This is a genomic window from Mycobacterium sp. (genome assembly GCF_032161845.1).
Taxonomy (GTDB): domain Bacteria; phylum Actinomycetota; class Actinomycetes; order Mycobacteriales; family Mycobacteriaceae; genus Mycobacterium.
Genome location: NZ_JAVRQA010000197.1, coordinates 1 through 12,548, shown reverse-complemented (window position 1 = coordinate 12,548; position 12,548 = coordinate 1). Strand labels below are relative to the sequence as shown.

The window sequence follows — 12,548 nt, the reverse complement described above, 5'->3', positions numbered from 1 at the left end:
AGCGTTTCCCACCCACCTGCAACTTCCACAGGTACGGGTCGAGGAACAGGGTGTTGAACTGCACCGTGCGACCCGGCTCCAACAGCTGGGTGAGCTCGGCGATCCTGGCGTCGAAGATCGGCTCCGTGACCTGACCGCCACCCGCCAGCTCGGCCCAGTGGCCCGCGTTGGCGGCGGCAGCGACGATCTTGGCGTCGACGGTCGTCGGCGTCATTCCTGCGAGCAGGATCGGCGAGCGCCCGGTGAGCCGGGTGAACTTGGTCGAGAGCTTGACCGATCCGTTCGGCAGCGTGATGACCGACGGGGCGTAGCTCGACCAGGCGGGGGCCACTTCGGGGGCAGCCCCGACGGTGAACAGGTTGCGCTGCCCGGCCCTGGTGGCGGCGGGCACGATACCGACGCCAAGGCCCCGGATGACCGGTGCGGTGACGCGGGTGATGGTGTCGCTCGGACCGAGGTCGATGATCCAGCTGGCGCCGGACTCGTGCAGCCGCTCGACCTCGGCCACCCAATCGATGGGACGCACGAAGATCGACTCGGTCATCTCGTGGGCGAGGTCGGCGTCGATGCCGGTCTTGGCGGCCCAGCGGTCCACCAGACCAACGCCGTCGGCGAGGCGCGGGGTGTGGAAGCCGACCTCGACCTGCACACTGGCGAAGGATGGGCTGAACACCGCCCCACCGCGCAGCTTGTTCTTGCGCTCGGCTTCTTCCTTCTCGGTGATCTTGCTGCAGTACAGCTCGAAGCGGGCCAGCTGCTCGGGCGTACCGGTGATGACGACCGAACGCCGTCCGTTGCGGATCGACAGCACGGGCGGCAACACGGTCCGAACGTCGGTGGAGAAGTCTTCGAGCAGCTCGGCGATGCGGTCGGGGTCGACGTTGCTGACCGAGACCATGGGGGACTTCTCTCCCCTGCCCACCATCCCGCGGCGGCGGGAGATCAGTGAGCCGGCGGCACCGATCAGCTGGAGCAGCGCGAGCAGCTCGGCGTCCTTGGCCCCCTTGGCACGCAGCGCCTCGCAGGCCATGATGCCCTGCGAGTGGCCAGCCATGGCCACGGGTGGCGTTCCGAACAGGTCGAGACCCTGGTGGTTCAATGCGCGAATGGCGGCCAGCTGGGTCAGCAGGATGCCGGGGCCGGAGATCGCTGCGGTGGTCAGCTGCTTGGACGTGGGAAGTGCCTCGTCCGCGGCGAGCGCACGCACCCACTGCATCGGCTCGAAGCCGATCGGCCGGACCACGACCAGCTCGCGGGCCACCGGCTCCAGCAGCAGGGCGGCCTCACCGACGACTTCGCTCAACTCGGACTCGATGCCCGCGGAGCTGATCAGTTCCTCGAGGTTCTCCAGCCAGTTGCCGCCCTGCCCACCGAACGCCACCGCGTAGGGCTCACCGGCGTTGAGGAGGTCGACGAGCGCATGAGCACCCGCCTGAATCGACGATCCTTCGGCGGAACCGCCCGCGCGTCCGGTGGTCACCCTGCGTTGTTCGTTGATCGTCACGTCTTGCCATCTCCTCGGTGCGCTCTCGCGCGTATCGCTTCTTTACGTCTCGCGGCTTCTGCTACCGCATGCGTCTACTGCGTCCTCGGCGGTGAGGCCCCGCGCCCCTGCGGGTCTGCGGTTCGGTGTCGGGGTCATCCCGACGGGCTCAAGTCACTTCTGCGACGGCCCTGGCGTACAGGCCAGCCGTAGTAAGAGTGTCATAAGAGCTGGGACCATTTTCGCCCTCCAAATGGTTACTGGCGAGTTCTACGCACGGGTAACCACACATTGGATAACGCAGGCCCGCAGACGCCCCCGACGCTTCCGGTACAAACGTCCTGCATGCAGGTGGTTACGGTCGAGTAGCAACAACAGTGCAGATCAAGGCAGTATTGTTATGGAATCGTTATGTTCATTTTCGACCAACGGCGCCCTGCACTCGCGATGCCGGAAAAGTCGACACAAACCACGGAAATGTCTACTGACGCAGCGTCAGTAGCGCACATAGTTTGCTGGCTAATCTTACTGATCGGTAACGTCTAGTCCCATTGCCCGAAGCGCGGCTTCAAGACGTAGTTGAGGTCCACGCCGACTCCACCCACACTCCGCTTGTCGATCTCGACCTGATGCAGGTGCGCTGCGGGATGGGTGAACCCCTCGGGCGACCCCCAGTTGTGTTGCCAGAAGTATGCGCCGAGGCCGTCCTGCAGGGCCCAGTCGATCGTCTTGGAGTTCGCGTACACCCCGACACGCTGGTGGCCCAACACCGCCTCCCACCCGCGCAGATAGGGCGCCACCAGCTGTTTGTACTGCTCAGGCGTCGGGTCGTCGTCGATCGATGCGTAGATCGGGGCGCCGTAGGACCCGCCTGCCGCAACGTGGAGCTGCCAGCCGCGCTTGGCGTGTTGCACGCCCGCGGTTTGGCCGCCGAGCCAGTCGGCATTGTCCTGCTTGCCGAACTGGTAGCACGACACGATCTTCAGGCCGTTCTGGTAAAGGTCGCGCGCCTCGGGTAGCTGGATGGGCTTGCCGAGCATCCAACCGCCACCGGGTCGGCGATCGGAGACGTAGCGAATGGCGCCAGAGGCTCCCGCAGCGCGGATGGCGGTCGCGGGGATCACCCCGGCTGCGTAGTCGAGTAGCACGCCCAGCGGCGCCGCCGAGGCGGTGGCCGGCGCGAGTGCGGCCGACACCGCCGCTGCCAGGGTGCCGCCGAGCCCGACGACTGCCGGCGCGGCGGCGGCGTACTTGAGCACGTGTCGCCGGGAAATCGCCATCACCACAGAATATGACAACTGTCCCAATTTACTCATCAACGCCACTGGTCACATCTGTATCAAGAATGAGTGCCCGAACCCGAGCCAGCTCAGAAACGAAAACCGTCGACGAAGCAGCACGATCCAACGAAATCCATACGATGCGCTGCGGTCTGAACGACCGATCCATACGATTCAGCCATGCCATCCGGCGGCCGCGAACCGCAGATCGAACTCGTGGGCGTTCGCAAGGTCTTCGGAGACTCGGTAATCGCAGTGGAGGGCGCGGACCTGACCGTCGACGACGGTGAGCTGTTCGCGATCCTCGGGCCCTCGGGCTCGGGCAAGACCACGGTGCTGCGGATGATCGCCGGTTTCGAACAACCAACCGCGGGGACCATCAAGCTCGGCGGAGTAGACGTCACCGCCCACGAGGCCCGCCGCCGCGACGTCAACACCGTCTTCCAGGAGTACGCACTCTTCCCCCACATGTCGGTCGCGCAAAACGTCGAATACGGGATGAAGGTGCGCGGGGTGGCCAAGGGTGAACGGCGCACCCGCACGGCCGAGGCGCTCGAGATGGTTCGGCTCGCCGGCTTCGGACCGCGCAAACCTTCGCAGCTCTCGGGCGGCCAGCGTCAGCGCGTTGCTCTGGCGCGCGCCTTGGTCGGCCGTCCCAAGGTCCTGCTCCTCGACGAACCACTCGGTGCGCTCGACCTGAAGCTGCGCGAGCAGATGCAGTTGGAGCTCAAGGCAATTCAGCGCGAAGTGGGTATCACCTTCGTCATCGTCACCCACGATCAGGACGAGGCGCTGACGTTGTGCGACCGGCTTGCAGTCTTCAACGCGGGGCGCATCGAACAGATCGGCAAGGCGCGCGACGTGTACGAGAACCCGGTGAACCGGTTCGTCGCCGACTTCGTCGGCACCTCCAACGTGCTCGACGGTGACGCCGCGGAAGCGCTCGTCGGCCGGCGCGGCATGTTCGCGGTACGACCCGAACGCATCGCCGTACTCGCCGCGGGAGGAGGGGCGGCCCCCGGCAGTCGCACGGTCGACGCCACCGTCGCCGAGGTCATCTACGCCGGCCCGACCACGCGCGTGGCGGCCGTCGCCCAGCTCGTCGGCCAGCCGGGCGTGACGCTCACCGCGACCGTTCTCAACGCCGCCGCCTCCCTGCCGGACGACCTGGGCCACGGCACGCAGATCACCCTGGCGTGGCCCGACAGCGCAGTACACGACCTCACCCATTGAAGCCGAACTGATACTGGAACCGAACGGAGCGTCATGACATCAACCGCCTTGCGAATCGGGTTCACCGTCGCCGCCTGCGCCGCCCTCGTCGTCGGATGCTCCGGCTCGCAATCCGGTGGCGGCGACGCCGGCACCGCGCCGCCCAAGATCGAACCGCTCGGCGCACTGGGCAACGGCGAGGGCGAGCTCAACTTGATCGCCTGGGCCGGCTACGCCGAGAACGGCTCCAACGACAAGACGGTGGATTGGGTGACTCCCTTCGAGAAGGAGTCCGGCTGCAAGGTCAACGTCAAGGTGGGCAACACGTCCGACGAGATGGTGCAGCTCATGCGGACCGGTCAGTACGACGGCGTGTCGGCATCGGGTGACGCCACGTTGCGACTGATCTACGCGGGTGACGTGGCGCCCGTGAACACCTCACTGGTGAAGAACTATTCGACCATCTCGGCCTTCCTGAAGGACAAGCCGTGGAACTCCGTCGACGGCCAGATGTACGGCGTTCCCCACGGCTGGGGCGCCAATCTGTTGATGTACAACGTGGGCGTGGTCACCGATGCACCCGACTCTTGGGGCGCGGTGTTCACCGACGCAGGCAAGTACAAAGGCAAGGTGACGGCCTACGATTCGCCGATCTACATCGCCGACGCGGCGCTGTACCTGATGAAGACCAAGCCGGAGTTGGGCATCAAGGATCCGTACTCACTGACCAGCGAGCAGCTCGACGCCGCAATCGAATTGCTGAAGGCTCAGAAGGAGAACGTCAGCGAGTACTGGTCGGACTACACCAAGGAAGTGCAGGCTTTCGAGTCGGGCACGTCGGTGATCGGCACCACGTGGCAGGTGATCGCGAACACCATCGGGACCGAGAACAAGGTGCAGGTCAATACCGTGCTGCCCAAGGAGGGGGCCACGGGCTGGTCGGACACCTGGATGGTGGCGGCGAAGGCCGCCCACCCCAATTGCATGTACAAGTGGATGGACTGGATCACCTCACCGAAGGTCAATGCTCAGGTCGCCGAGTACTTCGGCGAGGCGCCCGCGCAGACGAAGGCGTGCGAGTTCACCTCCGAGAAGGACTTCTGCGACATCTACCACGCCACCGATGAGGCGTACGCGGCGAAACTCCACTACTGGACGACGCCGCAGAAGCAGTGCGTCGACGGTAGCGGCTCCAATTGCACGGCCTACGACGAGTGGGTCAGCAAGTGGCAGCAAGTCAAGGGGTGACCGAGGCCGCCACCCGAACCAAGCCGGCAGGGGGTCGGCTGAGGCTGGCCTTCCTATTGGTCCCGCCATTGGCATGGCTGGTGGTGGCGTACCTGGGTTCACTTGCGGTGCTGCTGGTTTCGGCCTTCTGGACCACCAACTCGTTCACCGGAGCGGTGGTTCACACCATTACGGGCGACAACATCGTCCGCGTGGTGACCGACGAGGTCTTCCGGACGGTGACCCTGCGCACCGTGGGGGTGGCGCTGTTGGTCACCGTGCTGTGTGCGGTGCTGTCCGTGCCGTTGGGGTTGTACATGGCGAAGGTGGCCTCACCGCGAGTGCGACTGGCGCTTGTCGTGGCGGTGACGACGCCGCTGTGGGCAAGCTATCTGGTCAAGGCATACGCGTGGCGCGTATTGCTGTCGCCCGAGGGCCCGCTGTCATGGGCCACCGGCTACAGCCCCGGCTACGGCCTCGTCGCCACCGTGATCACGCTGACGTACCTATGGTTGCCGTACATGATCATTCCCGTGTTCGCGGCGTTCGAGCGCGTGCCCAACCATCTCATCGACGCGAGCGCCGACCTGGGGGCCTCCGACTACTCCACCCTGCGAATGGTGGTTGCGCCGTTGGTCTTTCCTGGCATCGCCGCCGGTTCGATCTTCACGTTCTCGCTATCGCTCGGTGACTACATCGCCGTCACGATCGTCGGCGGCAAGACGCAGCTGCTCGGCAACATCATCTACGGGCAGTTGGTCACCGCCAACAATCAGCCACTGGCTGCGGCATTGTCGATCATTCCGCTCGCGGCAGTCATCCTTTACCTGCTCGCGATGCGCCGCACCGGCGCACTGGAGAACGTCTGATGTTGTCGGGCAGCGCTCGCGCCGCGATCCGGGCATGGACCGTGTTCGTACTCGTATTCCTTTATGCACCACTGCTTCTCGTGGTCGTCAACGCGTTCAACTCATCGCGGACGTTCGCGTTCCCCCCGAGCGGTTTCACGTTGCGCTGGTGGGCCGACGCGTGGAACAGCGACGGAATGTGGGCCTCGCTCGGCAACTCGGTGATCGTCGGCCTTGGCGCCACGGTGATCGCACTGGCGCTGGGCACCATGGTCGCCTTCGCCGTGCAACGCCACGAGTTCTTCGGCCGCGGCACCATCAGCTTTCTGGTCGTCCTGCCGATCACGTTGCCAGGCATCGTCACTGGCATCGCGCTGAACGCCACGTTCACCTCGGCGCTCGGCGTGACGCTCGGCTTGGCCACCGTGATCGTCGGACACGCCACGTTCTGCGTCGTGATCGTGTTCAACAACACCCAGGCCCGGTTGCGCAGGCTCGGAGCCGATCTCGAGGATGCGTCAGCCGATCTTGGCGCGTCGACGTGGCAGACGTTCCGCTTCGTGACCTTTCCGATGATGCGTGGGGCACTCGTCGCCGGCGCGATCCTTGCGTTCGCGCTGAGCTTCGACGAGATCGTGGTGACCACCTTCACGGCAGGACCTGCCGTGCAGACACTCCCGATCTGGATCTTCGGAAACCTGTTCCGCCCCAATCAGGCTCCGGTGATCAACGTGGTGGCCGCAGCACTGACGGTGCTGGCCATCATTCCGGTGTGGCTGGCCCAGCGGTTCGGCGGCGACCCCGCGACCACCAGGGTGTGAAAGCCGGTCAGTCATCCCCGTCCCAGTGACGGCCGCTCATGATTCCGGTCGTGTACTCGGAGACCGCGGCGATGAGACGCCGCCGCAGGGCCACCTCGAGCTGATCGGCGACGACCCGTCGGCCCAGCGCGCGATAGTCGGTGACCAGGCGGCGCAGCTCCACCATGTCGTCGGGCAGCGGTACGTAGTTCTGGCCGAAGCGAGCCAACAGGCTTTCCTCCAGGGAATCCACGACCGACTTCGCGAGCCCGTCGAGCTGATCCGCGACACCGTCGGCCACCCGCAAAATCGTCTGCACGTACTGCAACTGGTCGACGGCGCTGCCGACCACCGCTGCGAGGTGCGGGTTGACCAACGTCAGGCGGCCGTCGGCCACCTCGGCAAGCCCGTACTGCAGCAGCCGTTTCGCCTCGTCGCCATCGGGGTCGATGTCGACGGCAACGGCATCCGCGGCTCGGCGAGGATCACCGAAGATCGCCTGCTGCAGCCCGAGGATGTCGGCCAGGTCGTGGCCCTGACGCGCGCTGGAAAGGAATGCCGCGATGTGCGCGGACGTGAACCCCTTGCGCAGCAGCTCGCTGATGGTCCTCAGCTGAGACAGATGACGGTCGTCGTAAAACGCCGATCGCCCCTGGCGACGGGGCGGGTCGAGCAGCCCTCGTTCGCGATAGGCGCGAATGTTGCGGACGCTGAGTCCCGAGAGCGCAGACAACTCGTCGAGTCGATACTCAGGCAAATGGACAATCCCCCGACTAGCCGGTCACGGGACGTTTCAGCAAGCGGTCGCAACCGGGCATGACACCTCACCCTATACCGGTCGCGAAGTTTGCGAGATCTACCTTCCGACGTCATCTTCGGAATATCGATTCGCCATCGGGCACCCCGGTGCGCGACGATTGACAGAGTGCGTGCCTGGACGATCTGGGCGGCGGGGCTGCTGGCCTACATCGTCGCCGTGCTCGACCGCACCACGCTAGGCGTCTCCGGGCTCAACGCCGCCGACCGGTTCGCCGCCAGCCCCAGCCTCCTTTCGACGTTCGTGGTGCTCCAGGTCGTCGTCTACGCAGGCGCCCAGGTGCCCGCGGGAGTCCTCCTCGACCGTTATGGCTCACGCGTGCTGATCGTGGCAGGTGCCGCGCTCATGGCGGCGGGTCAACTGCTGCTCGCCCTTACCGCATCGCTGCCGCTGGCCATCGGCGCCCGCGCGATCGTCGGACTCGGCGACGCCGTCACCTTCATCTCGGTTCTCCGACTGGTGCCCAATTGGTTTCCCCCACGTCAGGTGCCGCTGCTGACCCAACTCACCGGAATCTGCGGCCAGCTCGGACAGGTGCTCTCAGCACTGCCCTTCCTGGCGTTGCTCACGGGCACCTCTTGGGCGACCGCCTACATCTCGGTGGCGGCGTTCGGTGTGCTCGCGATGGTGTTGGTGCTGGCGCTGGTAAGGGACACGCCGCGCGGTCGCGTGGTCGCGATCGAGAATCTGTCGGCGCGCGCCGTGCTGTCGAGCGTGAAGACGGTGTGGCTGCGGCCGGGCACCCGCCTCGGATTCTTCACCCACATGGGCACCCAGTTCTCCGTGACGGTGTTCTGCCTGATGTGGGGTGTTCCGTATCTGACCGTCGCGCAAGGACAGTCCGCAGGCATGGCGGGTGCGCTTCTGACGATCTCCGTCCTCACCGCCATCTCGGCGGGCATCGTCATCGGCATCTTCACCGGCCGGTATCCGCACCGACGGTCCTGGATCGTCCTGGCGATCATCGGCAGCAATGCGCTGGCGTGGACCGTCGTGCTCGCGTTGCCCGGCCGCGCTCCCCTATGGCTGCTGATCGTCCTCATCGTGGTGATCTCGGTGGGCGGCCCAGGTTCGATGGTCGGCTTCGACTTCGCGCGGACGTTCAATCCCAGCGCCGCCCTCGGTACCGCCCAGGGCATGGTGAACATGGGTGGATTCATCGCCTCGTTGTTGGTCATGCAGGCCATCGGCGTCATCCTCGGCGCGGCGGGCGGCTATTCGTTCGAGTCCTTCCGACTGGCCTGGACGGTTCAGTACGCGGTGTGGGTGCTCGCCGTCACCGGCATCCTGATCACCCGAAGGAAGGCGCGCCGGCTCATGAAGGCCGAGCAGGAACGCTCACTGCTCGAGACGTTCGACATGGGGGCGAGCGAGCGCTGACGTCAGCGGCGCTACGACACGTCGTCGACGGTCGCCGCGATGGCCGCATCGGCATGGCGGTGGCCAAGCACTTCGAAACCCACGACACTGACCATGGGCGCCAACGTGACGACGAGCAGACATACCGCCATCGGTACGCCCGCCATCGCCAACAGCACGCCTGCCGCCAGTACGCCTGCCGTCAGTGCAAGCAACAGCACGTGGAACAGATCCCTCGCGCGCACCATCAGCGCGTACAACCAGAAGACCAAGACGACATAGATGCCAACGGGAATCACGACCGACCAGACGGTGCCCACCGAGCCGATCTCGGAATGGTCCTCGATGTAGTACGCGGCGGTGTGGAGGCCCGCGCCGGTGGCCACGATCGCACCGAAAACGGCGATGTGCAGATAGCCAAACCAATAGGCGCGCTCGCGGTGCGCGTGAAGCAGTTCGGCGGTGGGTACGGCGAAGTAGATCCACCACATGCCAAACGTCAACCCGGTGCCCGCGACGGCCAGCATGACGGCGTCCGCTGTCCACCCGTTTTCCTTCACGACGGCGGTGAGTGACGCGACGGTGCCGACGACACCCTCACCCAGCGCGATGATCGTCAGCAGCCCGTAGCGCTCCGCGATGTGGTGCGGATGCCATGGCGTGCCACCACTGCGGGACTCCGCCAACCTCGGACCGAGCAGTTCGAACCCACCGAGAACCACCCAGAACGCCAGCGTCACGGGGACCGACGTCGGGAGGAAGATCGTCCCGATCCAGCCGATCTGAGCCACCGTGACGATTGCCGCATAGGTGAGCGACGAGGACCGGTGGGCAGGGTCCTGCTTGGCCGCTCGCAACCATTGCGCTACCAACGCGATTCGCATCACCACGTAGCCGGCGACGAGGACGGCATTGTCGACGTGCTCGCCGTGTTCGATCGACGCGAAGAACGGCGGGATGCCGAGCGCCAGGACGAGCACACCGACCATCTGCACCATCGTCAAGACCCGGTAGATCCAGTCGTCTGTGTCATAGGCGGACGCGAACCAGGTGAAGTTGATCCACGCCAAGACCGTCGCGAAGGTGGCAAACGGGAACGCCGTCAGGCCTGCGCCAACGTGGCCCGCGGCAAGCAGATGGGCGAACTCTGCGCCGGCAACGCCGAAGGCAATGACGAAGGTCAGGTCGAACAGCAGCTCCAGCGGCGTCGCGACCCGGTGGCGCTCGTGGGGATCGCGACCGACCATCCGTCGGATGTGATGTGCACGGGCAGCCCCCGGCACTGAAGGCTCAGATTGATTCACCCGACGATCTCCCTTTCAACGGCGGTTGACCGTACCGAATCGGCGGGCGGCGCCGCTACAGCCGCGCCCCGGGAAACGCTCCAGCTCGGCGTCGGTCCAGCTAACGTTCACCGATGGCGTATTCGGATGAACCGCATGGCTTGCTTGGCAAGGCGGTCGGCGCCGCCCGAGCGGGACTCGATGTCTACAGCTGGGCCGAGCGACAGGTGGTCGGTGCGCTGCGCCAGGGGTTCGACGCACTCGACCCGCCGGCTTCCCCGGCGGAGTCCGAGCCCGACTACGAGACGACGGTGCCGGACCCAGATTCGCTGACCGGCAAGATGACCCGGCTCTTGGACCGGGCGTTGGACCAGAACACCCGCGGTAGTCAGATCGAGCTGTACCACCATCTGCTCGATCAGCTCGTCGCCGACGAGGCCCGGATCCTCGGGGCGTTGTCCGACGGTTCGACATCGCCGCTCGTCAACGTATACAGCTGGCTGAGCCAGCGCGCTCCAGGTAGAGCAGTGCTGGAGAACGCTGCGCTGATCGGCAGGACCGCGAATGTCGCGTTGCCGTCGATGGTTCCGCAATACGTGAGCCATCTGCTGTCCCTTGGCCTAGTGGAGACCGGCCCCGAGGACCCGGCGCTCGACACCGAGTACGAGGTCCTGATGGCCGAGTCGACCGTGCTCGCAGCCATCAAGAACGCGTCGCGGGGTCCGCTGTCGGCGAAGGTCGAGAAGTTCACCCTGAGCCTCTCCACTCTTGGCACGGCACTGTGGCAGGCAACCACCGCGGACGATCCGCGGTGACGACTACCCTCGTCGCCATTTCAAGTTGGTCGGAGATCACCCACGACTTCGGAGTCAACTGGCTGATCTACCTGTCCATGCCCTTCGTCGCCGCCTTCGTGGGCTGGAGCACGAAGATCGTGGCATTGGAAATGCTCTACCGGCCAATCGAATTCAAGGGCATCGGGCCGATCGGCTGGCAGGGCATCGTGCCGAGGCGGGCGGGAAAGGTGGGCTCCAAGACCATCGACCTGCTGACGTCGAACCTACTGAAGCCCGAGGAACTGCTGGCCCGCATCGACGCCAACGAAGCCGTCGAGGCGCTGCGGGAACCCTTGATCCTTGCCATCGACGAGATCTCCCGAGAGCTCGCCGATCAGGTCCGACCGGGCCTGTGGGATGCGCTACCGGAGGCCGGGCGACGGGCGATCCAGGCGCGGATGCAGGCCCAAGCGCCACGCATCACCGAGAACATGCTCTCCGAAATGAAGGGGGACCTGAGCCGGTACGTCGACTTGCAGTTCCTTGCGGTCACCACGCTGGTACGCAACAAGGACAAGCTCGTCAAGCTGATGCGTGGGGTCACCACCGACGCAATGGCCTTCGTCCGGCGCAGCGGGATCTACTTCGGCTTGGGCATCGGGCTCGTCCAGATGGTCGCATGGGCGCTCTTCAAGAACCCGTGGATCATGCCGGCGTTCGGCTTCGCGGTCGGATTCATCAGCGACTACATTGCGCTGAACATGTTGTTCCGCCCGGTGCAGCCGAAGAAGTTTCTCGGCTTCATCCCCTTCCAGGGACTCCTGCACGCGCAGCGGGACAAGATCACCCGCGACTACGCCAAGATCCTTGCCGAAGATCTGTTTTCACCGGAGATTCTGTTCGACGGCATCATCAAGGGGCCGGGAGCAGACAAGTTGTTCGCGCTCGCCGCCAAGGAGATCGACGCGGCGATCGACGCGCAGACCGGTGCGGCTGGCCCGGTCGTGGTGCTCGCCGTCGGCACCAAGCGTTACCGCGCGCTCAAGGATCGGGTGGTGGCGATGGTGCTCGAGCGGCTGCCATCGACATTGCTCGAGGCGCAGGACTATGCCGTCGGGGTGATCGACCTCGAGAACACCATCGTCGAGAAGATGAATCAGCTCACCAACGACGAGTACGAGTCCATCCTGCGCCCCGTCTTCAAAGACGATGAGCCCGTGATGATCTCGGTCGGCGCCATCCTCGGCGGTGTCGTCGGCGAGCTGCAGGTTCAGATCATCGAACTCTTCGCCCATTGATCCGGGCCGTCAGCTTCCCGTCGTGACCGGTGCGGTGGGTGTCCCAGGCGGCGGCGGGACGCGCATGGCGGCTCGCGACCGGACGATCTGCGGCCACCAGAACCACTTGCCCATGGCGGCGGCGATCGCGGGGGTCATGAAGGACCGCACCACCAGGGTGTCGAA

General features: G+C 65.4%; 11 protein-coding genes and 1 pseudogene. 7 read left to right on the top strand and 5 right to left on the bottom strand.

Annotated features, from left to right (window positions below):
• Both QOD90_RS11615 and QOD90_RS11610 read right to left on the bottom strand, forming a co-directional pair.
• Window positions 1–1,504: pseudogene (locus QOD90_RS11615) on the bottom strand (3-oxoacyl-ACP synthase); the annotation flags it as partial.
• Window positions 1,505–2,025: 521 nt separating this feature from the next.
• Window positions 2,026–2,763, bottom strand: coding sequence for a glycoside hydrolase domain-containing protein (locus QOD90_RS11610; RefSeq protein WP_526349753.1), 738 nt, complete (start codon window positions 2,761–2,763; stop codon window positions 2,026–2,028).
• Window positions 2,764–2,943: 180 nt separating this feature from the next.
• On the opposite strand from QOD90_RS11610, the gene QOD90_RS11605 reads away from it, so the two are divergent.
• From QOD90_RS11605 to QOD90_RS11590, 4 genes are read left to right on the top strand one after another with little or no spacing between them, the layout of a single operon-like run.
• A complete protein-coding gene (locus QOD90_RS11605; RefSeq protein ID WP_526349751.1) occupies window positions 2,944–3,996 on the top strand; it encodes an ABC transporter ATP-binding protein in 1,053 nt (350 codons plus the stop codon).
• Between the two features lie 33 nt (window positions 3,997–4,029).
• The gene (locus QOD90_RS11600; RefSeq protein ID WP_526349749.1) at window positions 4,030–5,223 is read left to right on the top strand and encodes an ABC transporter substrate-binding protein; all 1,194 of its coding nucleotides are present in this window, start codon (window positions 4,030–4,032) and stop codon (window positions 5,221–5,223) included.
• Window positions 5,202–6,071, top strand: a complete 870-nt coding sequence (locus QOD90_RS11595) for an ABC transporter permease (protein WP_526349747.1) — start codon at window positions 5,202–5,204, stop codon at window positions 6,069–6,071. Before QOD90_RS11600 ends, QOD90_RS11595 begins: the two co-directional genes overlap by 22 nt.
• Window positions 6,071–6,871, top strand: a complete 801-nt coding sequence (locus tag QOD90_RS11590; protein ID WP_526349745.1) for an ABC transporter permease — start codon at window positions 6,071–6,073, stop codon at window positions 6,869–6,871. The genes QOD90_RS11595 and QOD90_RS11590 overlap by 1 nt, the downstream gene beginning before the upstream one ends.
• 7 nt (window positions 6,872–6,878) lie before the next feature.
• On the opposite strand, the gene QOD90_RS11585 is transcribed toward QOD90_RS11590, so the two are convergent.
• On the bottom strand, window positions 6,879–7,607 hold the full coding sequence (locus QOD90_RS11585) for a MerR family transcriptional regulator (protein ID WP_526349743.1): 729 nt from the start codon (window positions 7,605–7,607) through the stop codon (window positions 6,879–6,881).
• Between the two features lie 168 nt (window positions 7,608–7,775).
• Here QOD90_RS11585 and QOD90_RS11580 point away from each other — a divergent pair, with 168 nt between their 5' ends.
• Window positions 7,776–9,047 carry an MFS transporter gene (locus QOD90_RS11580; protein WP_526349741.1) on the top strand — a complete coding sequence of 424 codons (1,272 nt, stop codon included), beginning with the start codon at window positions 7,776–7,778 and terminating at the stop codon, window positions 9,045–9,047.
• An 11-nt stretch (window positions 9,048–9,058) separates the two neighbouring features.
• On the opposite strand, the gene QOD90_RS11575 is transcribed toward QOD90_RS11580, so the two are convergent.
• Window positions 9,059–10,273 carry a low temperature requirement protein A gene (locus QOD90_RS11575; protein WP_526349739.1) on the bottom strand — a complete coding sequence of 405 codons (1,215 nt, stop codon included), beginning with the start codon at window positions 10,271–10,273 and terminating at the stop codon, window positions 9,059–9,061.
• A gap of 170 nt (window positions 10,274–10,443) precedes the next feature.
• Here QOD90_RS11575 and QOD90_RS11570 point away from each other — a divergent pair, with 170 nt between their 5' ends.
• Window positions 10,444–11,124 carry an Abi-alpha family protein gene (locus QOD90_RS11570; RefSeq protein WP_526349737.1) on the top strand — a complete coding sequence of 227 codons (681 nt, stop codon included), beginning with the start codon at window positions 10,444–10,446 and terminating at the stop codon, window positions 11,122–11,124.
• Complete coding sequence (locus tag QOD90_RS11565) at window positions 11,121–12,383, top strand: DUF445 domain-containing protein (protein ID WP_526349735.1); 1,263 nt, start codon at window positions 11,121–11,123, stop codon at window positions 12,381–12,383. The genes QOD90_RS11570 and QOD90_RS11565 overlap by 4 nt, the downstream gene beginning before the upstream one ends.
• A gap of 9 nt (window positions 12,384–12,392) precedes the next feature.
• Here QOD90_RS11565 and QOD90_RS11560 read toward each other — a convergent pair.
• The coding region (locus QOD90_RS11560) for an MMPL family transporter (protein WP_526349755.1) at window positions 12,393–12,548 on the bottom strand (156 nt) is incomplete at its 5' end.